Source organism: Geojedonia litorea, from assembly GCF_042654525.1.
GTDB lineage: Bacteria > Bacteroidota > Bacteroidia > Flavobacteriales > Flavobacteriaceae > Geojedonia > Geojedonia litorea.
Genome location: NZ_JBHSGP010000014.1, coordinates 909470 through 934480 on the forward strand (window position 1 = coordinate 909470; position 25011 = coordinate 934480).

General features: G+C 33.8%; 20 protein-coding genes. 8 read left to right on the plus strand and 12 right to left on the minus strand.

Annotated features, from left to right (window positions below; genetic code table 11):
• Positions 1–21: 21 nt before the first annotated feature.
• The 5 genes from nadD to ACFO5O_RS12055 form a co-directional block, all read right to left on the minus strand.
• Positions 22–600, minus strand: a complete 579-nt coding sequence (nadD, locus tag ACFO5O_RS12035; protein WP_387964095.1) for a nicotinate (nicotinamide) nucleotide adenylyltransferase — start codon at positions 598–600, stop codon at positions 22–24.
• On the minus strand, positions 597–1175 hold the full coding sequence (gene gmk, locus ACFO5O_RS12040; RefSeq protein WP_387964097.1) for a guanylate kinase: 579 nt from the start codon (positions 1173–1175) through the stop codon (positions 597–599). Before gmk ends, nadD begins: the two co-directional genes overlap by 4 nt.
• Positions 1175–2032 carry a YicC/YloC family endoribonuclease gene (locus tag ACFO5O_RS12045; RefSeq protein WP_387964099.1) on the minus strand — a complete coding sequence of 286 codons (858 nt, stop codon included), beginning with the start codon at positions 2030–2032 and terminating at the stop codon, positions 1175–1177. The genes gmk and ACFO5O_RS12045 overlap by 1 nt, the downstream gene beginning before the upstream one ends.
• 141 nt (positions 2033–2173) lie before the next feature.
• Positions 2174–3064 carry a DMT family transporter gene (locus ACFO5O_RS12050; RefSeq protein WP_387964101.1) on the minus strand — a complete coding sequence of 297 codons (891 nt, stop codon included), beginning with the start codon at positions 3062–3064 and terminating at the stop codon, positions 2174–2176.
• Complete coding sequence (locus ACFO5O_RS12055) at positions 3057–3410, minus strand: arsenate reductase family protein (protein WP_387964103.1); 354 nt, start codon at positions 3408–3410, stop codon at positions 3057–3059. Before ACFO5O_RS12055 ends, ACFO5O_RS12050 begins: the two co-directional genes overlap by 8 nt.
• A gap of 70 nt (positions 3411–3480) precedes the next feature.
• On the opposite strand from ACFO5O_RS12055, the gene ACFO5O_RS12060 reads away from it, so the two are divergent.
• Entirely contained in the window at positions 3481–3936 is a 456-nt protein-coding gene (locus ACFO5O_RS12060; protein WP_387964105.1) for a DinB family protein, read from the plus strand.
• 3 nt (positions 3937–3939) lie between these two features.
• A complete protein-coding gene (locus ACFO5O_RS12065) occupies positions 3940–5190 on the plus strand; it encodes a cation:proton antiporter (protein ID WP_387964107.1) in 1251 nt (416 codons plus the stop codon).
• On the opposite strand, the gene ACFO5O_RS12070 is transcribed toward ACFO5O_RS12065, so the two are convergent.
• The gene (locus ACFO5O_RS12070) at positions 5180–5902 is read right to left on the minus strand and encodes a DUF3298 and DUF4163 domain-containing protein (protein WP_387964109.1); all 723 of its coding nucleotides are present in this window, start codon (positions 5900–5902) and stop codon (positions 5180–5182) included. The genes ACFO5O_RS12065 and ACFO5O_RS12070 overlap by 11 nt on opposite strands.
• A 93-nt stretch (positions 5903–5995) precedes the next feature.
• Here ACFO5O_RS12070 and ACFO5O_RS12075 point away from each other — a divergent pair, with 93 nt between their 5' ends.
• Entirely contained in the window at positions 5996–7135 is a 1140-nt protein-coding gene (locus ACFO5O_RS12075; RefSeq protein ID WP_387964111.1) for a cystathionine gamma-synthase, read from the plus strand.
• A gap of 11 nt (positions 7136–7146) precedes the next feature.
• Here ACFO5O_RS12075 and ACFO5O_RS12080 read toward each other — a convergent pair whose 3' ends face one another.
• A complete protein-coding gene (locus tag ACFO5O_RS12080) occupies positions 7147–7980 on the minus strand; it encodes a THC0290_0291 family protein (RefSeq protein WP_387964112.1) in 834 nt (277 codons plus the stop codon).
• A 224-nt stretch (positions 7981–8204) separates the two neighbouring features.
• On the opposite strand from ACFO5O_RS12080, the gene gdhA reads away from it, so the two are divergent.
• Positions 8205–9548 carry an NADP-specific glutamate dehydrogenase gene (gene gdhA, locus ACFO5O_RS12085; protein ID WP_387964114.1) on the plus strand — a complete coding sequence of 448 codons (1344 nt, stop codon included), beginning with the start codon at positions 8205–8207 and terminating at the stop codon, positions 9546–9548.
• Positions 9549–9585: 37 nt separating this feature from the next.
• Here gdhA and ACFO5O_RS12090 read toward each other — a convergent pair whose 3' ends face one another.
• Together ACFO5O_RS12090 and ACFO5O_RS12095 are read right to left on the minus strand one after the other, a co-directional pair.
• Entirely contained in the window at positions 9586–10602 is a 1017-nt protein-coding gene (locus ACFO5O_RS12090) for an alginate O-acetyltransferase AlgX-related protein (RefSeq protein WP_387964116.1), read from the minus strand.
• Between the two features lie 80 nt (positions 10603–10682).
• Positions 10683–12095 (minus strand): MBOAT family O-acyltransferase, encoded by a 1413-nt coding sequence (locus tag ACFO5O_RS12095; RefSeq protein ID WP_387964118.1) that lies wholly within the window; start codon positions 12093–12095, stop codon positions 10683–10685.
• An 81-nt stretch (positions 12096–12176) separates the two neighbouring features.
• Here ACFO5O_RS12095 and porZ point away from each other — a divergent pair, with 81 nt between their 5' ends.
• Genes porZ through ACFO5O_RS12110 form a run of 3 tightly spaced genes read left to right on the plus strand, consistent with a single transcriptional unit; the run spans position 12177 to position 17731 of the window.
• Positions 12177–14561, plus strand: coding sequence for a type IX secretion system anionic LPS delivery protein PorZ (gene porZ, locus ACFO5O_RS12100; protein WP_387964120.1), 2385 nt, complete (start codon positions 12177–12179; stop codon positions 14559–14561).
• 14 nt (positions 14562–14575) lie between these two features.
• Complete coding sequence (gene recO / locus ACFO5O_RS12105) at positions 14576–15295, plus strand: DNA repair protein RecO (RefSeq protein WP_387964122.1); 720 nt, start codon at positions 14576–14578, stop codon at positions 15293–15295.
• 18 nt (positions 15296–15313) lie between these two features.
• The gene (locus ACFO5O_RS12110; RefSeq protein WP_387964124.1) at positions 15314–17731 is read left to right on the plus strand and encodes a TonB-dependent receptor plug domain-containing protein; all 2418 of its coding nucleotides are present in this window, start codon (positions 15314–15316) and stop codon (positions 17729–17731) included.
• Between the two features lie 47 nt (positions 17732–17778).
• Here the strand turns inward: ACFO5O_RS12110 and ACFO5O_RS12115 are convergent, their stop codons facing one another.
• On the minus strand, positions 17779–22356 hold the full coding sequence (locus ACFO5O_RS12115; protein WP_387964126.1) for a lamin tail domain-containing protein: 4578 nt from the start codon (positions 22354–22356) through the stop codon (positions 17779–17781).
• Between the two features lie 108 nt (positions 22357–22464).
• Between ACFO5O_RS12115 and ACFO5O_RS12120 the strand changes: the two genes are divergently transcribed.
• Positions 22465–22938 (plus strand): regulatory protein RecX, encoded by a 474-nt coding sequence (locus tag ACFO5O_RS12120; protein WP_387964128.1) that lies wholly within the window; start codon positions 22465–22467, stop codon positions 22936–22938.
• Here the strand turns inward: ACFO5O_RS12120 and ACFO5O_RS12125 are convergent.
• Entirely contained in the window at positions 22931–23797 is an 867-nt protein-coding gene (locus ACFO5O_RS12125; protein ID WP_387964130.1) for a cupin-like domain-containing protein, read from the minus strand. The genes ACFO5O_RS12120 and ACFO5O_RS12125 overlap by 8 nt on opposite strands.
• 98 nt (positions 23798–23895) lie before the next feature.
• Entirely contained in the window at positions 23896–24990 is a 1095-nt protein-coding gene (gene bioB / locus ACFO5O_RS12130; protein ID WP_387964132.1) for a biotin synthase BioB, read from the minus strand.
• Positions 24991–25011: the final 21 nt, after the last annotated feature.

The window sequence follows — 25011 nt, forward strand, 5'->3', positions numbered from 1 at the left end:
TAATTTTGGGAGGTTTTTTATTTATTTGTAAAAATTCATTTCGTCTAAATATTCCCAAACATGTTCTGGAAGCATTGGTCTCACATTTTTACCTTCTTTTCTTGATTTCCTGATAAAGGTTGAGGACAATTCCATGATAGGAGCATCAATTTTATGAATGTGTGAATGACTATCAAATTGCGTTTCAATAGTGCCTTCTGAAAGTCTTGGATAGACATACAAATGATAGTTGTTTAATATAAGCTCAAAGTTTTTCCATTTATGAAAACTTTTAAGATTGTCTTCCCCCATGATTAGTGAAAACACGTAATCTGGATGTTTTTCATGCAGATAAGTAAGTGTATCGATTGTATAATTGGGCTGCGGAAGACTGAATTCAATATCGCTGGGATGTAATTTTTGGTAATCCTTTGTCGCACGATACACCATTTCAAATCGCTGACGGTTATCAAGTAAACTTTGCTTAGTTTTAAAAGGGCTTTGAGGGGTTACAACAAACCATACTTGGTCTAGGTCACTATATTCAGCAATATGATTAGCAATAGTTAAATGACCCACATGTATAGGATTAAAGGTGCCAAAAAACAAGCCAATTTTCATTGATTTTCTTCTAAAAATTTTGAAACTAGTTCGTAAGATTCTGCCAAAGCTTTTTCTAATTTGTCATTAACAACTACCGTATCAAAAAGGGGAGCCGTAGCCAACTCGGCAGAGGCTTTAGCGATACGCATATTAATTTTATCAGCACTTTCGGTTTGACGTTTTTTTAGCCTAATTTTTAACTCATCAATACTAGGTGGCTTCACAAAAATGGCCAAAGTTTCTTCTGGAAATTTTCGTTTTATCCGTAAACCACCCGAAACATCAATATCAAAAATCACATGTTTTCCTAATGCCCAAATACGTTCAACTTCCGATTTTAAAGTGCCATAAAAGTTGTCGCGATAAACTTCTTCCCATTCTAAAAACTCGTCGTTTTTAATTTTTGTTTTAAAGTCTTGAAATGATAAGAAGTAATAATCTTTACCATCTTGCTCGTTTCCTCGTTTTTCACGCGAAGTTGCCGAAATTGAAAACTCTAAATTCAATTCCTTTTGTTTTAGCAAATGCCGTACTATGGTTGTTTTGCCAGACCCTGAAGGAGCCGAAAATACTATTAATTTGCCTTTAGCCATTAAAGCACATTTAAAAGTTGTTCTTTTATTTTTTCGAGTTCATCTTTCATTTGAACGACTAACTTTTGCATAGGTGCATAATTAGATTTTGAGCCAATGGTATTGATTTCACGCCCCATTTCTTGACCTATAAATCCCAGCTTTTTTCCGTTGGAATCAGGTGATTTAAGCGCCTTTAAAAAATACTCTAAGTGGTTTTTTAACCGTACCTTTTCCTCGGTAATATCAAACTTTTCAATATAATAAATGAGTTCTTGCTCAAATCTATTTTGATCAACTTTTTCTTTGAGTTCAGAAACACCTTTTTGTAAACGCTCTCTAACACCTTCAATACGTTCGGGATCCATGGCGATAACCTGATCTAATAATTCAGAAATATTCTGTACTCTGGTAAAGAAGTCACTCTCTAAAGTTTTTCCTTCATCCAATCGATATTGATGTATTTTTTCAAGACTGTTGTCAATTTCGTTTGATATCTGTGCCCATTCATCTTCATCAATCTCGTCGCGTTCTGTAGTTACAGCATCTGGTAAACGAATAGCCATTTTAAGCAGTTCGGTTTCATCACCATCAACTACTTCTTTTAATTGCTTAATATACTGTTTAACGACCGTTCTATTGATTTGAGTGGAGGTTTCCTCCCCGGTTATTTCCATGTATAAAGAAAAATCAATCTTACCACGCTCAAGTTTAGAAGCGATCAATTTTCGAATGTCTAGCTCTTTTTCCCTGTAAAGTGAAGGCATTCTAGTATTTAAATCTAGATTTTTACTATTAAGGGATTTAATTTCTATGGATATTTTTTTTGTGGGAAGCTGAATTACAGATTTCCCATAGCCAGTCATAGATTGTATCATACATGAATTTTAAAAGTTGAACAAAGGTAAACAAAAACCTAAAGTTTTTTAGCCTTGACTGGGTTTAGAAACCATATAACAAATTTAAAGATAAAAAGATTTCCAATGAAAAATTGCAGATTGCTGCAATTACCTATGAACTTAAGTCAGCTTTACTCTTTTTGTAACTAAATAAACCCCTAAAAATACTAACCCAGCAGCAAATACTTTTAAAACATTTAAAGTGTCACTTCCCACTAAAATAGCATAAAGAATTCCCAATAAAGGTTGTAAATACATAAATACTCCAATAGTAGAGGCATTGAGTTGTTTTAAGGCGAAAACATTAAGTAAATAAGTTAAAAAAGTTGTGCCCACAACCACGAAAGTCATTTTAAAAATAACATTCAATGGCAATTGCTGCCATTCAACAGCCTGAAATTCATTCCATGTAATTGGTAAATTGATAATAACCCCAAACAAAAAAAGCCATTTCATTAAGGTGATCACATGATATTTAGCCGTTAAGGGTTTGATTAAGATCAAATAAATGGCGTAGGAGGTTGCATTAATTAAAAATAAAGCATTTCCCAAAGGAATATTTTCGGCATTTTGAGCTGTAGTTTCAGCAAATAAGATTAAACTTAAAGCGCCTCCAAATCCTATAAAAATCCCTATAATTTTTAAAAGTGTGATGCGTTCTTTTAAAATAAGTACCGATAACAAAAAAATGATAATTGGTGAAATAGTAATCATTACCGAACTATTTATTGGTGTCGATAATGAAAGGCCTTTAAAAAACATGAGCATGTTAATTGCCATTCCAAAAATAGCGCAGGCTAATAGGCGAATCCAATCTTTTTTTTCAACCCGTTCTTTAGGAGCCCAAAAACTAATGAGCCAAAATAAAATGGCGGCACCCAAAACACGAAGCAGAATGAACCCGTAAGGTTGAATATAAGTAGGCATGACACCTTTGGCTACGGTGTGGTTAATCCCATAAATGGCACTTGCACCAAAAGCTGCCAATAATGCAAGAGTTCGTTTATCCATGAATGGCTTGTTTAGCGGCTTCAACCGTTTTAGCGCTATTGCCAATGAAGATTTGATTCTTAAAAACAATGACCGGTCTGCTTAAAAATGTATAATGTTCTAAAATATAATGCTTGAAATCTTTTTCGGAAAGATTGGCATCTTTTAAGCCCATTTCTTTATAGAGTTTAGCACGCTTGCTGAAAAGTGCTTCATAACTGCCAGATAGTTTATGCATTTCCTCTAGCTGTTTAACTGTAATCTCTTCTTCCTTAATATCTTGATAGATAAAATCAGAAGGAAGATTTAATGCTTTTATAATTCGAACACAGGTGCTACAAGTTTTGAGATGGTAAATTTTGTTCATATCTACTGGTTTGAAATGCAAAGAAAACGGTTTTAAAAGGAAATTTAATTACTTTTAAAAAAAAATACAGATGGATTGGAATTTTGACATTACCTTAAAAAATAGGGCAGTTTTAAAAACATTTATAGAATCTTATTCGCTTGATGAATTAAATAAAGTACCTGAAGGATTTAAAAATAATATTATTTGGAATATTGCCCACACCATTGTAACCCAGCAAATTTTGATTTATAAGTTATCTGGACTGCCTGCCATTGTTTCTGAAGATATGATTGAAATGTTTAGAAAAGGAACTAAAACGGAACGAGATCTTACCCAAGCCGAAATAGATGAAATTAAAGGTTTACTCTTTTCCACAATAGAAAAAACCAAAGAAGATTACGAAAATAGAATTTTTCAAACGTATCATGAATATACAGTAACCACCAAAAGCACTTTAAAAACTGTTGAAGAAGCAATTGCTTTCAATAATTTCCATGAAGGGATTCATTTGGGGTATATATTAGCCTTAAAAAAATCATTATAACTCATGGATTATTATGCAATAGCATCAGTCTTAATTGTACTTTCTGCTCTATTTGGTTATATAAATGTTAGGTTTTTGAAGTTACCAACTACTATTGGCTTGATGGTAATTACTATTGCTTTTACATTGGTTTTGGTTTTAATTGGACAATTTGACGATACGCTTTTAATGCAAGAACAGGAGCTTATATCGAATATAGATTTCGAAACCGTTCTGTTAGATGTGATGTTAAGTTTTTTGCTTTTTGCGGGTGCCTTGCACACTAACTTTGAACAATTGAAAGTGCAAAGAGCTCCAGTTTTGGTGTTTGCCACTTTAGGAACTTTAGTTTCTACATTTTTGGTAGGTATTTTAGTTTATTTGTTGTTAATGGCACTAGGATTAGAGGTTGGGTTTATATACTGTTTATTGTTCGGAGCACTAATTTCACCTACAGATCCTATTGCCGTATTGGGCATTCTAAAAAAAGCAAACGCTCCTAAAATTCTTGAAACAAAAATAGTTGGGGAGTCCTTATTTAATGACGGTGTAGGTGTAGTGGTGTTTTTGACCATATTTAGTATAGCGGCTTCACCTAATGCTCAAATAGAATTTTCAGAAGTTGCTAAATTGTTTGGGCAAGAGGTTATTGGCGGAATTGCCCTAGGTCTAGTTTTAGGTTGGATAACCTATCGCTTATTAAAATCTATCAATGATTATGAAGTAGAAGTAATTATTACTATTGCTACCGTAATGGGAGGAACTATGCTGGCACATTATTGGCATTTATCGGCACCTTTGGCCATGGTAACGGCAGGATTGTTTGTAGGAAACGATACGGTTAGAAATGCTGCAATGTCTGAAACTACTGAAACCTATGTAGATAAATTCTGGGAGCTAATAGACGTACTTTTAAACACTATTTTATTTGTACTCATTGGGATGGAAATGTTAATTCTTACTTTAAGCCTAGATTATATTTTGGCAGGTTTAATAACCGTTCCATTAGTATTACTTTGCAGATATGCGTCCCTATGGTTACCTATAAAGTTTTTTGCCAAAAAATTAGGGTTTGTACCCCATACCAATTTAATAATGACTTGGGGTGGATTGCGCGGAGGTATTTCTATTGCTTTAGCCTTAAGCTTAACTCCTGAAATGCATCGCGAACTATTTTTAGTAATAACTTATATTATTGTAGTGTTTTCCATTATAGGACAAGGATTAACCGTAGAATCCATCATAAAACGATTAACGCATAACTTTAAGGAGTAATCTTTAAATATGAAGCTATGATCTTGTATGGAATTGTGAATTCTGTGATGCCTTGAGCGTATGCGGCAATTTCATAAGTGTTATATAAAAAGATAACGCCTTCGTCATTGAACCCAATATTTTCCGAAAGTTTGAAGTCTTTTCCAAAAAAGTAATTCTCACCATCTTCCATAGTTTTTGTATTCACTTCATTACTTAAATAGCCTTTTGCCAAAGATTTAAAATTCTCATTTATTTTAAAGAGGTTTTCATTAGTATATAGTTCTCCGTTTTCTGGATTGAAATTAAGCAGCGTGATAACACTATTGCCATGAGCACCTCCAGTAAAGGTATAGGAATCCACAGCAATAGTGATAACTTCAGTTGAAGAATAAACCACTTCACTATTTACGGTTGCAACCCAAGGAGCAGAAGCATCTTGAAAGTCGTTCTTAAACGTTTTAAACCGATTGTCAAATTCTTTTATGGCATTTTTAAGTGAAAGATTTAAAGTGTCGTCATCAAAAAAGGCAATATTTTTGGCAATGGCAGACTCAATTGACTTATTGATTTTTGAAGCAACTAATGAATTATTTTCAAATTGCGGATAAACAATTTCTATTTCGGCAGCATCATGCTGTTCAATAGCAGTTTCATTAAAACTCAAGGGTTGTTCATTTTTACAGGAGAAAAGGAGCAAACCAACACAAAAAAATAAAATAGATCGTTTCAAGGATTTTATGCTTAGGTTAAACATATATTAAAGGTATAATATCCATTTGAATACAACGAATTAAAGCCTAAATTTGTTGCAAATTATTTAGAGATGAAATTTAATACAAAAACAATTCACGGTGGTCAGGAACATGATCCTGCATATGGCTCAGTAATGCCACCTATATATCAAACGTCAACTTATGCCCAAACTACTCCAGGAGGTCATAAAGGTTATGAATATTCTAGAACACATAACCCAACTCGAAATGCTTTGGAAAAAGCTTTTGCAAGTATTGAGAACGGAAACTACGGTTTAGCTTTTGCCTCGGGGCTCGCCGCCATTGACGCTGTTATAAAACTTTTAAAGCCTGGTGATGAAGTTATTTCTACGAACGATTTGTATGGAGGTTCTTATCGATTGTTTAAGAAGATTTATGAAGGTTTTGGGATAAAGTTTCATTTCATTGGAATGGAAAATGTGGCAACTATCGAAAGCTACATTACATCGAATACTAAATTAATTTGGGTAGAAACACCAACTAACCCAATGATGAACATTATTGATATTAAAGCCGTTTCTGATATTGCAAAAAAGCATAAGTTGTTGCTCGCAGTTGATAATACTTTTGCAACGCCGTACCTACAATTACCTTTAGATTTAGGAGCCGATATTGTTATGCATTCCGCTACCAAATACCTGGGCGGGCACAGTGATGTGGTTATGGGCGCATTGGTTGTAAAAGAGCAAGCATTGGCCGAAAGATTATATTTCATCCAAAATGCTAGCGGTGCAGTTTGCGGCCCTCAAGATAGTTTTTTAGTGTTGAGAGGAATAAAAACATTGCACATTCGTATGCAACGCCATTGTGAAAATGGGAAAGCAGTTGCAGAATATTTAGCAAATCATCCTAAAATAGAAAATGTTTATTGGCCAGGATTCAAAAATCATCCAAATCATGCTATTGCCAAGGCACAAATGAAAGACTTTGGAGGCATGGTGTCTTTTACAACAAAAGGGAATAACTTTGAAGAAGCTATCAAGGTAGTTGAGCGATTAAAAATATTCACCCTAGCAGAATCTTTAGGCGGTGTAGAATCATTGGCGGGTCATCCAGCAAGTATGACACATGCAAGTATACCTAAAGAAGAACGTGAAAAAACGGGTGTTGTTGATTCTTTAATTCGATTAAGTGTTGGTATTGAAGATGAAGAAGATTTAATAAACGACCTAAAACAGGCTTTAGGATAATTGTTCAAATTTTAATCTAAATAATAGATATAACCAAAGTTTAGCCAAATAAGCCAATCGTTAAATTTATTATAGCTTAATTTATGATTGAAGCCGTCAATCCAATCGCTAAAATAAAGTTGCCATCGCAAATCTAACATAAGGTCAGATAGTTTGGTAAACTTATAGCGTACACCTACACTGGTAACTACAGACCATGCATTTATGGCGTCGAGATCAATGGGATATTCACGCTGTTCACCTGGAGGTACTGGAGGTAGAAAGGCAGGGTTTGCGTACCAATAGTCGTAAATATTGTTAGCATTAAATACATTTTGATCACCATAATCTGTCCATGCTTGTGGTTTAGAGTTCGTGTAATGAAATCCTAAACTTACAAAAGGAGCAAATCGGTAACTAAAGGCCTGAAATGATCTAATACTTTTCGGAAAATATTCTAATTGCATGCCTATATCAAAGTTTTCAGCTACACCATGATGCGCTCTTAATTTATCGGCTAAAGCACTAGTTTTATCTGGTGCTACCCATTCTCCGTGATGATCTAATCGGGTATAGTTCCATGATATTTCTGACCGAAGCTTAAAGTGGTCATTAAAATAAGTATCTGTTGAGTAACAGTTACAGTCAGCCCGATAGGCAAAATTAATATAATGTATGATTCCTATTCCTATTCCACTATTACCTAGATTAGTGGCTTCGTCTAATCGACTTCCAAAATCTGATCTGAATTCTACTGGACCAATAATTGCCCCAATTTCGTGGGAGAAACCAAGTTGCGCGTAGGTTTGATTTAAACTTGCAAAAACAACAATGTAGAATGCTAATTGTTTCAAATTAAGCGTCATATGGTTTTATTTAATTAAGGGCATGCTGCTAACAAATATATGAAAACTGCCCTAACTACCAAATAAATGAGGTTTGCGGGAACTGTTTGATAAAGTTAACGAAATTAGGAGATGATTATTTTATTATAGATGTATTGAGAATATGAAAAAAAAATGTATTTAATTTTATAGATAATGTATCTTTGCGCCATTAAACAGAACCTTTATTTATAATTTAACAATACATGGAACATAAAATTGAAGCTTTTTTAGATCTTGTCCGTGAAAGAAACGGTCATGAACCAGAATTTTTGCAAGCTGTGCAAGAGGTTGCCGAAACGGTTATTCCTTACATAGTGAATCACAAAATTTATCATGGAAAAAATATTTTGTTAAGAATGGTGGAGCCAGAACGATTAATTTCGTTTAGAGTTTGCTGGGTTGATGACAAGGGAGAAATTCAGGTTAATCGAGGATACCGTGTTCAAATGAATTCAGCAATTGGGCCATATAAAGGAGGTTTACGCTTTCACCCGACCGTAAATGCAAGCATTTTGAAATTTTTAGCATTTGAACAAGTGTTCAAAAACTCTTTAACTACTTTGCCAATGGGAGGCGGTAAGGGAGGTTCGGATTTTGATCCAAAAGGCAAATCAGATAATGAAATCATGCGCTTCTGTCATGCGTTTATGGGTGAATTATTCAGACACATTGGTCCAAATACAGATGTTCCAGCTGGAGATATAGGTGTTGGCGCTAGAGAAATTGGGTTCATGTTTGGAATGTATAAAAAATTAAAGAACGAATTTACCGGTGTATTAACAGGTAAAGGTCAGTCTTGGGGTGGGTCTTTAATTAGACCAGAAGCAACGGGGTACGGGAATGTGTACTTTGCTCAAAACATGCTTAAACGAAAAAATGATTCAATAAAAGGCAAAAGAGTGGTGATTTCTGGTTCGGGTAATGTGGCACAATATGCTGCAGAAAAAGTAACCGAGTTAGGCGGACTTGTCTTAACATTATCTGATTCAGGAGGTTATATCTTAGATGAAGATGGTATTACAGCTGAAAAATTGAAACACGTGATGTACATTAAAAATGAAAAGCGTGGAAGAATTAGCGAGTACGTAGATAAATATCCATCGGCAAAATATTTTGAAGGTGAAACACCTTGGTCTGTTAAATGTGATGTTGCGTTGCCATGTGCCACTCAAAATGAATTAAATGGTGATGACGCAAAACTATTAATTAGAAATGGTTGTATGTGCGTAAGTGAAGGAGCCAACATGCCCTCAACACCAGAAGCCATCCACGAATTTCAAAAAGCCAAAATCTTATTCGCTCCAGGTAAAGCTTCAAATGCTGGTGGTGTAGCCACTTCTGGATTAGAGATGAGTCAGAATTCACTTCGATTAAGCTGGTCTAGAAAAGAAGTAGATGAAAAGCTAAAAGATATAATGGAAGACATCCATGATTCATGTGTACAATATGGAGAAAATGAAGATGGCTCAATTGATTATATTCGCGGCGCTAATATCGCTGGATTTGTAAAAGTTGCTGATGCTATGTTGGCACAAGGGATAGTTTAATTGGCATTAAATAAAATTAATTTAAAAAGGCCTTCTATTATGAAGGTCTTTTTTTCAGGTTTAAAAGAACCTCTAGAAAATTTCGTTCTACAACTTCTAAAATAACAACATCTGGATTTTCCTTTTCAATAAGTGAATAGTCTATAATATAATCTGTTAAAAAAACGCTTTCTTTAAAACTTTCACTAAAATAGGGAGTCCAAGCATTTGCGAAAGAGTCTCTAAACATTAGTAATTTTTTATTCCCATCAGGATTATAGTAACGTTGATGCTTGTAGGATTCACTCAAGTTATTGATTTTGGTATTTGATTTTTTTTCAAAGACGATGGTTCTTTCAAGGGTATTATTATTAATCATTGGTGTTATGTCTCCACTAATAAATTTGTGATTAATTCTATAAGTATTAAGAGAAACTTTGGGGATATTTAGATGATGAGCATTTAAAACATCAATTACTTTAGAGTATCCAATAAATGCTCCATAATCATTCCAATGAGTGTCTGTTTTCATATATAGCAGGCTGTCATTCTTCTTTGATAACATTTCGGAGGACAAATCAATAATTTTAAAGCCGAAACGATCCTCTAAACTGTTCTTAAAGGAAGTAAATTTGGTTGCGTGTTTAGTGAGCTGATAAGGCAGTTGTTCTCTATAAATTGAACTCTTGTTGGGTGGGATTACTAAATAAAATTTAATTTTTTTGGCAACAAAATAGGCGTTTAATTCAATAATATTTTTACATATGACATTTAACTCATTCTCACTAAAAGAATCATTTCCGAATGAATCACTAATAATGTTGTTGTGGTGATTTCCTAAAAAGTACCATCCATCAAGTCCCTTTACAACTTTATTAGGAATAGGGTCTTCGTTTAGGATATTGTTTTTTAAATGTATGTATGAATTTACCAAAGCCGCTTTAAGACCAAAATTTTCGATATAGTAATTTTTAAAGTTTGAAATAGAAGATATTGGAGAATCAAAATCTAAATTAGGGAAATCCTTAAATTTTCTATTCTCGTGTTTAGTCAAATCTTCTAAATTAGTTAGCATTACAATGTTTGGTAGCAACAGTAGAATTAAAAATGCCACTGAGAATATGATAGGATATTTATGTGCTTTGTTTGAATTCATCAAAATCTAAAATATATAAACGGATTATAAGCATCAGTTGCTACATAGAAAAAACAAATAACGAGTAATGTCATTAACGCAAACATTTTGAAACCAGCAAAAGTTTTTGGATTTAAAAATGACATAAGGGAATCAAAACGTTTATAAACAGGGGTAGAAAAAACAGTTGCCAAAATTAAAACAAACATTATTTCTTTAGAAATAAGAAACTTCATAAAATCTAAATTGGTAGTAAGATTAAAACTAAACATTGACTGAATATAGTTCAATGCATCGGTTATATTTTCGCTCCTAAAAAAGACCCATGAAATGCTTACAACAAGAAGTAAATACAAATGAGAAATGACTTTTGGTAGCTTTTCAAGGATTTTATCAAAACCAATGCGTTCAACAATTATAAAAAATCCGTGAAACAATCCCCAGGCTATAAAAGTCCAATTTGCACCATGCCATAAGCCCGTAATAAAAAATACAACTAGAAGATTAATATAAGTGATTTTTACTCCTTTTCGATTTCCTCCCAAAGAAATGTAAACATAATCTTTAAACCAATTAGATAAAGTGATATGCCATCGCCTCCAAAACTCTCGAATTGATTGTGATATATAAGGATAGTTAAAATTTTCTGGAAAATCAAAACCAAACATCTTTCCAAGTCCAATAGCCATATCAGAGTAACCTGAAAAGTCAAAATATATTTGAAATCCATATGCGATTACTCCTATCCAAGCCAGATATGCGGATAGATCTGAATTGTGTAAGCTAAATATGTTATCTGCTAAAAAAGCACAGTTGTTGGCAATAATCATTTTTTTAGAAAGACCAATAATAAAACGCTCAACACCTTCTGAAAACTGTTTTGTGGTTGTATTTCGGCTTACGAGTTGGTTCTCGATAATTTTATACCTCACAATTGGACCAGCAATTAATTGAGGAAAGAATGTGACATAAGTAGCAAAATTTATGAAATTTCTGGTTGCTTTAACCTTTCTAAGATAAACATCTATTGTGTAAGACATGGTTTGAAAAGTATAAAAACTAATTCCAAGTGGTAGTACTATGTTTGAAAAATAGGTCGCTGTTTCGACCTCTACACTGAATAAACTAAGAAACTCAATAAAGTTTGTAAGTACAAAGTTTGAATACTTGAAATAAGCTAAAATTCCAGTATTGAACAAAATGGACAAAAATAAACCTGTTTTTCGTTTACCATTAGAAATGATAATTCCACAACTATAGTCTACGAAGGTTGAAAGTAAAATTAAAATCACCAATTCTCTTTCTCCCCAAGTATAAAAAAACAAACTAGCTAAAAGTAAAAAGGTATTTTTAAATTTTTTAGGCGTTAAGTAGTAAAGTAGAAGAGAAAAGGGTAAAAATAAAAAGAGAAAAAGGGGACTACTAAACAGCATTAATGGGAATTAAAATGGAAAACTAAAATACAATAAATTATATTATTTTTGGTTAATATTATTTTGACAAGATATAAGTAGATGGGTAGATGTAAGCTGTTTTTTTTGGTAGTGTTTTTTGGGATTACCCAAATTATAGTTTCACAAAACTTTTCATCCCTTTGGGAAGGGTATTTTTCATATTACAGCATTAAAGATGTTACACAGGGTAATAATAAAATTTATGCAGCTTCTGAAAATGCTATTTTCAGTTATGATTTAAGCACAAGTGAATTACAAACAATTACAACCATCAATGGACTTTCTGGAGAAACAATTACGAAGATAAAGTATAGTGAAACCTATCAGCTACTTATTATTGGGTATCAGAATGGCTTAATTGAGATTGTTTCTGAAAGTGATAATGAAGTGCTTTCTGTAGTAGATATTTTAGACAAAGTAACCATAGCCCCTAATTTAAAACGCATTAATCATTTTAATGAATATAATGGATTGGTTTATATTTCAACAAATTATGGGATATCGGTTTATGATTTGAACAGGTTAGAATTTGGAGACACTTATTTCATAGGTTCAGGAGGTAGCCAAATAACTGTGAATCAAACTACAGTATTTAATGATATGCTTTATGCTGCATGTGGTAATAATAATGCTATTAAAAAAGCTTCACTTACTAACCCAAATCTCATAGATTATCAACAATGGCAAACTATTGGGAATGGGGCTTTCCTTGCGATACAAACAGTTGAGGACAGATTATATTCATTGGGTTCAAACAGTGCGTTTTATGAAATAGTTAATGACAACTTAAATCAAATTTTCACTTATTCGGAATTACCGTTGGATGTGAGAGAATTCAATTCTTATCTGGTTATTACAACACGAAATAATGTATTTGTATATGACGATAGCTTTGGATTATTAGCAACGGCTTCTGTCAATTCTGAATTTAATACCAGTTTTTTGGCTGCAACCATTACTGACAATCATATTTATATCGGGACTTCAAGTTTAGGAGTATTACAATCAGAGTTCATTAATCCTAATACATATCAAGTTATCAGGCCAGATGGTCCCTTAATGAACAATGGATTTAAAATTAATGCAATTTATGATAAACTATGGGTAGCATTTGGCGATTATGATATTTTTCAAAACCCATTTCCTTTAAGGAGTTATGGGTTGAGTATTTATAAAAATGAACAATGGAACAACATACCATTTGATAGTTTATTGGCCGCTAGAAACTTAACATACATTTCTGTAAATCCGTTTAACCCTTCACAAACCTTTATTAGTGCTACACATGATGGGCTTTTGAAGTTGGATAATGATGTGGCTACAATTTTATATAATGACTCTAATAGCGGTTTAGAACAATTAGTAATTCCTAGTAGGCCTAATGAGACAGGAATAAGAGTAACTGGTTCAAAGTTTGATCAAAGTGGTTTGCTATGGACAGTTACCTCGTTTATCGATAAGGTTCTTAAATCATATGATCCTGTTTCAGGGCAATGGAGAAGTTATAGTTTCAAAGAAATTATTCCGGACCCTATAACAGATGAACTTGGTTACAATGATTTGGTAATTGACAGAAATGGGACAAAATGGATTGCAGCTTATAGTAATGGAGTTGTCGCATATAATGAGAATAATGGAAGTAAGGTTATAAACAGGGTTTATACCATGGATCAGAATATGCCTTCAACTGCAGTTAAATCAATTGCCATGGATAATAGAAGTCAATTGTGGATAGGTACAATTAAAGGTTTGCGGGTATTATATAACACCAGTAATTTTTTGGATGACCCAAATCCAAGAGTTAGTGAGATAGTAATTCTTGACGATGGTATCCCTAAAGAACTTTTGTCCAATCAACTTATAACCGACATTAAAGTTGATGGATCCAACAACAAATGGGTTGGTACTTTTGATTCAGGGATTTTTTATTTTTCACCTGATGGGCAACAAACCATCTACCATTTTACTAAAGATAACTCTCCTTTACCTACAAATACGATAAGCGATATTTCAATTGATTCCAAAAGTGGTAAAGTTTACATTGCAACGCCAAAAGGGCTTGTCTCATTTTTATCCGGTGGATCTGAAGCTGAAGAAGCATTAAGCAACGCCTATGTTTATCCCAATCCTGTTAGGCCAGAATATAATATTTTAGGCTTTAACGATTTGAATAACATTAATAACGGTGTAAAAATAAGAGGCCTTACAGAGAACGTAAATATTAAAATTACAGACATCGAAGGTAATTTAGTCGCTGAAGCGCAGTCGCGAATCAATCAGCGAGCCTCTAGATCAAATTATAATTTTGCAATTGATGGAGGTACTGCGGTGTGGAATGGAAAGAATTTGGCAAATAACATTGTGGCCTCAGGAGTATATCTAATTATGATATCTGATTTGGATTCCTTTGAAACAAAAGTGTTAAAACTCGCCATTATTAGGTAAAAAGCCAATTTATAATGCTGATAAAAACCAACGCAATTGTTCTTTCTAAATTAAAATATAAGGATAACGATCTCATTGTTAAATGTTATACAAAACAAAAAGGCGTGGTGAGTTATATTATAAGGGGAGCCTTAAAAACCCAAAAAGGAAGTACAAAAGCCGTTTATTTTCAGCCTTTATCCCAACTATCTTTTGATAGCAATTATAAAGAAAATCGTTCATTGCAAAGCATTAGCGAGGTTAAACTGAATTATCTTTACCAAACACTTCATACCAATATTCTTAAAAGCGCCATTGCTATGTTTTTATCAGAGGTGCTTTCTACAATACTTCAAGAAGAAGAACATAATGGAGCATTGTATTCTTATCTGGAGCATTCGTTTAACTATTTAGATCACGAAACCGAATTTTCAAATTTTCATTTATTGTTTTTACTTAACTTGACTAAGTATCTTGGGTTTTATCCTGATACTCAAAATATGGATCAATCCTATTTTAATTTAAGTAATGGGCTTTTCGAATCTAAAAAGCAAGATTTCTATTCTATTTCTGGCGAGAATTTAATAATTCTAAAACAACTTTTAGGCATAAATTTTGATGCAATTCATGGAGTTAAATTAAATTCAAAACAAAGGCAATCGTTTTTAAATATGCTATTACTTTATTTTGAATTACATTTGGGCGATTTTAGAAAACCTAAATCTCTCCAAATATTAAATCAAGTATTTAATTAAATAAGCCAACTGCTTCAAATGAAGATTAAATTTTTATTAGTCACATTTTGTTTTTTTGTCATAGCAATAGTCAACGCTCAAAGTGTCAAAGTTTTAGAAAAAAGTTCCCAAGAACCTATTTCTGGAGTTGCTATATATAATGCCAATAAAACCAAAACTGTCTCTACAAATTTAGATGGAGAGGCATCATTGGATAGTTTTTCTAGGAACGAACTAATTTATTTTCAGAGCCCTACTCATGATATAATTTCGTTTAGAAAATCTACTTTAGCATTACGTAGCTTTGTAGTTTTTTTGGATGTTAAAGTTGAAGATTTAAATGAAATTGTGATATCGGCTTCAAAGTTTGAACAGAGCAAATCTGATATTCCTCAAAAAATAATCAATATTAGCGCAAAAGACATTCAATTTTCAAACCCACAAACCAGTGCCGATTTATTACAAAGCTCTGGAAATGTGTATATTCAAAAAAGTCAATTAGGCGGAGGAAGTCCAATGATACGGGGACTTTCTACAAACCGATTATTAATTACTGTAGATGGCGTAAGAATGAACAATGCCATTTTTAGAGGAGGAAACATACAAAATGTCATATCTATTGATCCTTTTATAATTCAAAATACTGAAATTGCACTAGGGGCAGGTTCGGTGGTTTATGGTAGTGACGCCATAGGTGGAGTGATGAGCTTTTATTCACAAAAACCTCAACTCTCTTATCGGGATTCATTGTATTTCAATGCCAATGCGGTTTTACGTTATGCCACGGCAAATGAAGAAAAAACAGGGCATTTGGACTTTAATTTCGGATTAAAAAAATGGGCGTTTTTGACAAGTGTAAGTTATACTGATTTTGATGATTTACGAATGGGCAGTCATGGTCCGGATGACTATTTAAGACCTGAATACGTACAAACCATTAATGGTGTGGATTCGGTTGTTGATAATAAAAATCCATTAGTGCAAACTCCAACAGGTTACGACCAGATCAATTTAATGCAAAAGTTTAGATATGAACCTCAAGATAATTTAAGTTTTGATCTCGGATTATATTACACTACCACTTCAGAGTATTCACGATATGACCGACTCATAAGATACCGTAGAGGTAAATTAAGATCAGCCGAATGGAATTATGGGCCTCAACGCTGGTTTATGGGTAATTTTCAAGTAACCAAATTAAGTAGCAGTTCAAATTTATACGATAAAATTCAGTTAACTGCTGCTTACCAAAATTTTCAAGAAAGCCGTTTTGATAGAGATTTTCAATCAGAGATCCGAAATATTAGAGAAGAAGCAGTAGATGCTATTTCTTTTAATTTAGATTTAGAAAAACAATTAAGTTCACGCACTGAACTATTTTATGGTGTTGAATATATATACAATAAAATCAAATCAACTGGTGATGAAGAGAATATTGTAACTAATGTTTTAACACCTACAGTATCAAGATACCCAAATGGTTCAGACTGGCAGTCTCTGGCTGTATATACTAGTTTAAAATATAAGCCAAATCCAAAGTTTATTTTCCAATCGGGCTTAAGGTATAACCATGTTTTGATACATGCTAATTTCAATGAAAACAACCAATATCTTAACCTGCCTTTTGACAAAGCCTCAATAGATGCCGGAGCCTTGACAGGAACAGCTGGAATAAGCTGGTTGCCAAATAAGATGATTGAGTGGAAATTAAATGCTTCATCTGCATTTAGAGCGCCTAATATTGATGATGTTGGTAAAGTTTTCGATTCAGAACCTGGATCAGTAGTGGTACCTAATAATAATTTAAAACCAGAATACGCCTATGGCGGAGAATTAGGTTTAAAACTTAATTTTGATAATATGTTCCTCATTGATATGGCGACGTATTATACGTTTTTGGATAATGCCTTGGTAAGACGGGATTTTTCATTGAATGGTCAAAGAGAAATCTTGTATGACGGTGAATTAAGTAATGTGCAAGCTATTCAAAATGCTTCAAAAGCTTGGATCTATGGCTTTGAAGTAGGGATTCAACTCAAATTTTCTGATGCTTTGAAACTAAAATCCCAATATAATATAGTAGGTGGAACAGAAGAAGAAAACGGTGTTGAAGTTCCAGTACGTCATGCGGCTCCTAATTTTGGTAATACACATTTAGTTTGGCAAAAGAATAAATTACTTATAGATGCATTTGCAGAATATAACAATGAATTGTCATTTAATCAATTAGCACCTTCTGAAATTGAGAAGGCTTATATTTATGCTTTAGATAGTAATGGGAATCCATATTCACCATCTTGGTATACACTAAATTTAAGAACTCAGTATCAACTTACACATGCTGCAACATTAACGGCAAGTTTGGAAAACATTACAGACCAACGTTATAAAACCTATTCATCAGGAATAGCATCTGCAGGACGAAACCTTATCCTATCTCTAAAATATACCTTATAAAAAGTGTCAACAATAAGTTGAGACTTTTATATCTCTCTCGACTACAATTATTTTCTTTTAATAGCCTTCTTCGTAATTATTTGGCCATTTGAAAGTTGAACCTCTGCCAAATAAGCCGATTGACTTAATTGAGATAGGTTATAGATTTCAACTGCGCTAGTACCTTTAAACAGATACAGTGTTCGGCCTAAAAGGTCCATAATCTTAACCGATTTAATGTCTTTATCACTATTAGTTTTAAATTGAACAAGGTCATTATCCAACTCGATAATAGTTAATTTACTCACGTTCATTTGATACTCTGTATCAGACAAGGTTTCAGCTTGAAACACAAGTTCAAAACGATCTTTAAATTCGCCGACTTCTGAAGTGAATGTATAATTTGAAGCAGATAAATTATGGTTAATATGCATCAAATTATCTCTAATATACATTGGATTAGCAGCTAAAAAGTCACCTTCTATCTTATCAATAGACAAGGTATAAAGCGTTGCAATACTTATTACTGTATCAAACCCTAGTATAATTTTTTCGTCTAGGGTTAAGCTTTGAGGACTTTTGCCCTGTATAGCCAACTTTTTGTTTTCATTTGGGATTAATGTGTATATAGATGAAAATAATTCAGATGATAAATTACGGGGTGTATCATAAGCCATTCCATCATAACCATCAGTTGCTTTGTCTACATATCCAACGGCAATTTGATTAAACACACCATTATCACTAGTTAAATTAATCCATAATTTATTAGGAAGTTTTTTTGATTTCACAGAATTTGATTCTGAAGTTCTAAAAAATTGTGAATTGCTGGTGCCATCAGCCATACGCATAGTATTTTTAAAAACCACATAACCTTCCTTAATGTTGGGGTTGCTTGAGATTTGTGTGCCAGCAGCAGCATTGTCATACACAATAAAGAACGATTGTCCAGATGGGATAAAGCGGTTTGGTTTTACTCCATCACCTCCTGCAATTTCCGAACTCATATTAATAATAGCATAGTCTGATTGTGCAAAGTTTTCATTTTCATTTCCGCTATTGGTATTGGATGGAGGAGTATCTTGTGACCACAAAAATATAGCCCCTTCGGTAACACTACCAATTGGAGGGTTAACAGGGACATCATCTTTTATCTCATTTACATTTTCAGCTAAAAAAAGATCAACACTAATAGCAGAAGGATAAGGATTACCTATAAGGTTCCAATTATTGTCATTGAGCTCGTCATCATTTCTATAAACAGGAACTATAATATTGCCATTATTAAAAGGACCTTCGAAGGTGTACACAAATTGAAATGGTGGAGCTGACATTGGAGGTCCAAAAAATAAAGATTTAGAATGTGTAGCAGCGTAACCCACCCCTGGAATCATCACATCACTACCGTTGGCAAGAGTCCAATCGTTTCCATCGTCATCTATATCATCTTGTTGATTATTCACAAATGTGTTGTTTGCTATCTTTTTTTTGGAGTCTCTAAAGTTTTTCGCATTAAACCAAAATCGCCTACTGGCTTGTGCATCTGATAATCCAAAATCAATAGTTTCCCCATATACGGGTGAACTCCAATAGGTGTATTCGTACCAAGCATCCATGGGAGCAGTTTTCTTCTCAACAGTTATACTTGATTTGTTTGCTACAGTAACAGTCCCTAAAGCATTATTTTGAATAAAAGCACCTTTTGGATTTACAATAATTTTACCATTTACAATTAAATTATTTTCTACTTCAACATATTTACCGTCAGTTATTGTCAAGGTATGATAACCACCTAATCCATCATCATTAATATATAAATTACAAGCCCTTAAATTGCCATTTGTTGCTGTATTATAAGGATAATCTAGTATTGCTACAGTACTGATTGAAGGAGCGCCATTTGACCAACCCAAACTAGTCCAAGTAGTTGTTTTAACACTTGTAGAAGTCAATAAAAAATTATCTAGTCCAGCTTTATCATTAAGTGCATCAATATCTGCATAAATAACTAATTTCAAGTTGTTGACCGCATCTGGGATATTATGTAAAACCTGTACCCAAGAAGCAGTGTCAACCGAAATGTCTATAACCCCTTGTGAAACATTATCATAATACAACTCATATTCTAAACTATCACTTGCATCCAAATTTATGGTGTAGTAATAAAAGGATAATTCAACACTGGTATAAGCACTAATATTTTGTTCAAAAGTTAATTTGTGTGTTTGGCCTGTATGGCCAGATCGCTCTAGATCAGTAATTCCCCAAAAAAAAGATCCACTTTGGGCGCCACTAATATCAGGTAATAAACTGGTTGTGACATCCCAATAGCCAGCAATTGGAGCATGTTCAGCTGTATAACCCCAAGTATCTAATGCACTTGACTCAAAATCTTGATGAACAATGGTTTGGATGGTTGTAGAGCAATTAGCAATGCTTAATCCTGATACATTAATAGAACAAACACTTTCACTAGCATCATTACTGGTTATAATAAGTGTGTCCAAAAAGAGTCCTATGGCATTTGGATTGAATCTAATTGTAATGTTGAATAATCCATTGGCTGATATATTGAATGGGGTTGAAGGAGGGGAAACAAGACTATATTGTGACCCATTTATAAAACTCAAATCAGAAATAGTTAAAGGTAAATCTCCTAAATTTTTAATCGTAAAAATAATGTCATTAATAGAGCTTAAACTACAAGAACCAAACTCAAAAGTATATCCACATGTTATACCAGAACCAGAAAAAGTTTGTAGTTGAATTTCAACACTAGGGATACAACTAGAAAAATGATTTCCAAGTTCTGAAACATAATCTATAGGAAATGCAGTCCATTCTAAATTAGGGTCAAAAGCATTTGATCCATTATAATCGCCATACTGAATAGTACTTTTTCTAATAAGCGTCCGGTTTAAAGTACTACTACTACCGCCTGTCCATTCAGTGCCTGGATTAAATCCAATTTGGCCAATCACATCAACTTTAACACCTGATTTCACTAAAGCAATAGCATCATTCCCATTAAAATTAATGCTTCCAGATTGAGCGTCACTTATGCTTATTATGGAAGCATTGGCTCCGGTATGACAAATTACGAATGTTTCACCACTGGCTATTATTCCTGTTAAGTTAATAGTTGAACTAGCAGAACTGCTACCATTTGCATAAATTTCAATAGTATAATTACCAGTTAATGTTATTGCAGAACTAGTGGGGTTATAAATTTCTAAACATTTATTATTGCCAGATCCTTCAACATATTCAGAAAAAAACAATTCTGAACATGGAGTGGGTGTTACATTCAAAATTCCTGATATATAAGTAGTTCCATCCCATTCGCCTCCTGAACTCCCATTAGATAATATACCTCCATATGTGTATGAACCACTGTTGAGCTTAAACCTTGTCGCGTAGTAATAAGTTCCAACTTGAGGTAATAAAGATCCAATGTCAACATAATATTCATCATTCTGGTTTGAGTTGCAGTCCAAACACAACGGATTATAACCTGCAACTACCCAATTTGTCCACGTACTCGGGTGGGTATTTGAAGTACTATAACCAACCCAGGCCGAAATACCTGGTGCTTGACCAAGCCCTGGTGTTAACCCTGCTTCATAAACTTGCCCAAAAACATCAAAAATGCTACCTAAAGTGATGGTGCCAATTTCTGGAAATTGAAGATTAAAAAAATCAAGTGTATCATCATTAACAATTAATTGTACAGAATTGTTATTCCAAATGCCACCACTACCGCCGTAAGTATAGGCACATCCATTTAATTGAAATCTACTCGCATAATAGTATGTTCCTGGGATTAAAGCTGAACCTATTTCAGCCATATATTCGTCATTATTACCTCCTATATCATTATATGTGGCCAGAACCCAAGTCCACCCAGAATCAATATTTGGATTGTTATTGGCGGTGTTGTAACCTATCCAGCACTGAATTCCGGCGCCTTGTGAATTTGGTGTATCGGTCACAGAAGGTTCATAAACTTGTGCGTAGACATTAAAGCTGTCACCAACTGTTATAGATTGAGGTGATGAAGTGGGAAATTGTATATTACCATAGCTTACTTCTTCGGTGCAATAAACAACACCATTAAAAGTAAAATCGTTAATGCTGAAAGTGCCGTTAGATGCACTTGCTCCCCACCCATAAAATCTAAATGTAATTGAAGACGTTACATTTTGATAATTTACAGATGAAAGGTCAATAGTTGTTCCTGATGCGATTGGAGCACCGATGTCAGAAATAAATCCATCCAAACTGCTTCTAAAAGCAAAATAAGTCGGCCCAGATGCAGATGCCTGACCTGTATAAACAAAACTTATAAAATCAATTTCATATCCAGCAATTGGTGTTAAAGTAAATTCAAAGTACGCTATTAGATCTATTGAGCCTGTATTCCAACTATTGGCGTTATAGCGATCATTGGTGTTGACACCATTAATTCCAGCACCTCTTCCAATACCAGATACATTAATATTAGCATCAACTAATTGTCCAATAGTATAAGGGTTGTCTGAATTTGGATTGATTCCTGAGATGGGGTTGGTAAAAATACTTTGGCTATATCCTATACTCGGGATATAAATGAAGAAAAAAACAATGAGGGATTGTTTTTTATTCATAAACTAATTAATAATTTAGAAAAATGGCTGAAACTATAAATTAAATCTCCTAACAGTTAGTAGTTTATAAAACATCACTCATTGGCAAATTGTTGTTACTTTTAATCCATGAATCAAAAGCAAACATATACACTAGATGAGGCCAAAAAAAAGCTTGAGATCTATTGTGTATACCAAGAACGTTGTCATAAAGAAGTTAGGCAAAAGCTAAAACAAATGCATATGATTCCCGAAGCCATAGATGCCGTTATTGTTCATCTACTGGAGCATAACTTTCTCAATGAAGAACGTTTTGCCAAAGCATTTGTTAGAGGTAAGTTTAACATAAAGAAGTGGGGTAGGCGTCGTTTAACTCTAGAATTAAAGCAAAAAGACATTTCCAAATATAATATAAATATTGGTTTGAAGGAGATTGAAGAAAGTACGTACATCGACACTTTTAATACTTTAGCCGAAAAAAAAGCAAGTTCAATTAAAGAAACAAACGTTTTTAAGAAAAAAAAGAAGTTAGCAGACTATTTACTCTACAGAGGTTGGGAAACTCATTTGGTCTATGACAAGGTCAATGAGCTTATTAAATAGTCACTTTTTTATGGGTTCTAATAATGGCTTGTTCGTTTTTATAATCAATCCAGTTTTGCCCTTTTATGCGACGCATCATATTATCAAAATGGCGCATTACAAAAATATTGTAGATAGCCTTGCTTAAGTTTTTTGGACGTCTTGCAATTGCTCTTAAGCTCATCGAAAACCCAGGAGTAAGGTATTTCATGTAATGCCAATAACCTTCGGGCATGTAAAGCACTTCTCCATGCTTTAAGGTTGTGCTATAGCCTTGAGCTAGCTTTAAGGCAGGCCATTTTTCAAAATCAGGATTAGAAAAATCAATGTCTTCCCTAGTGATTAGCGAATGTGGGACTTTGTATAAAAAGTCGTTCTGTTTTTGATCAAATAGGATAATTTGCTTTTTTCCTTCAAAATGAAAATGAAAAATATTAGCCAAATCAATATCATAGTGCATAAAAGTGTGCGAATCTCTTCCACCAAAAAATAACATGGGTAGACCTTTTAGGAGTTTAAGGCCAAAATCAGGATAGGTAAAATCATTTTGAAGTTGCGGCACTTCCTTTAAAATATTCCAAAGAAAAATGCGATATTTTGTGGGTTCTGTTTTAAGCAAATCAACATAATCTGCCATCTTCATTTTGAAATGTGGTTCGTTAAAACCGTCTTTGTAGTCAACAGGTCTATCATCGTAGAGTGGAACAATCTTATCTCCGGCAACCGCCTTCATATAATCTAAATTCCACTTGCTATAGGCGGGCCAGTCTTCAATATAGCGTTCAATGACCACAGGTTTTTGAGGTTTATAGTAGTGCGCTATAAAGTCTTCTTTTGTAATGGTTTTAACCCGAGGAATATCAATGAGGTTCAATGCCAACTGCCTAAAAATTTAAGTGCCAAAGTTATGAAAACGTTACTAATTTTAAAATAGTATTGAGCAACCAAATAGGTGGCTATAAAAAGCAAAGTTAAATCCTATTTTATTGCTTTAGCCTTTACTTTCGCTACTTCATTTCGCTCAATTTTATGTTCTGGGCGCGACCATTTAGGTTTTTCGCCCAAAGCTTGATATTGAGAATTTGAAGCTTCAACAGTTTGTGGCTGCATTTTCTTGATAAACGGTTTTTGAGGATTTAATCCTAGAAGTTTAAACATTTCCATATCCTCATTCACATCAGGATTAGGTGTGGTTAGTAGTTTGTCTCCTGCAAAAATAGAATTGGCTCCAGCGAAAAAGCATAAAGCTTGTCCTTCACGAGACATTTCAGTACGTCCAGCGCTCAATCGCACTTGAGTTTCGGGCATCACTATTCGGGTTGTTGCTACCATACGTACCATCTCCCAGATGGATACGGGTTTTTGATCTTCTAGAGGTGTACCTTCAACTGCAACCAAAGCGTTAATTGGCACCGATTCGGGCTGCGGATTCAAAGTAGATAGTGCCACTAACATTCCAGCGCGATCCTCAATGGCTTCACCCATTCCAATAATTCCTCCTGAACAAACAGTAACGTTAGTTTTTCGAACATTGTCTATAGTTTGAAGTCGGTCTTCAAAACCTCTTGTAGAAATAACTTCTTTATAGTATTCTTCTGATGAATCTAAATTATGGTTGTAAGCATATAAACCAGCCTCTGCTAAACGCTTGGCCTGATTTTCAGTAATCATACCTAATGTGCAACATACCTCCATATCGAGTTTGTTAATGGTTCGTACCATTTCAAGCACCTGATCGAATTCTTCACCATCTTTTACATTACGCCAAGCAGCGCCCATACAAACGCGAGAGCTTCCAGATGATTTGGCCCGTAAAGCTTGTGCTTTTACTTGTTGTACACTCATTAAATCGTTGCCTTCAACATTAGTGTGATAACGAGCGGCTTGAGGGCAATAACCGCAATCTTCAGGGCAACCTCCAGTTTTTATGGATAATAATGTTGACACTTGAACGGTATTCGGATCATGGTGCAAACGATGAATTGAAGCCGCATCATAAAGCAACTCCATTAATGGTTTGTTATAAATAGTTAAGATTTCTTCTTTGGTCCAGTTATGTCTTATTTCGCTCATAATTCAAAAATAATGTAATAA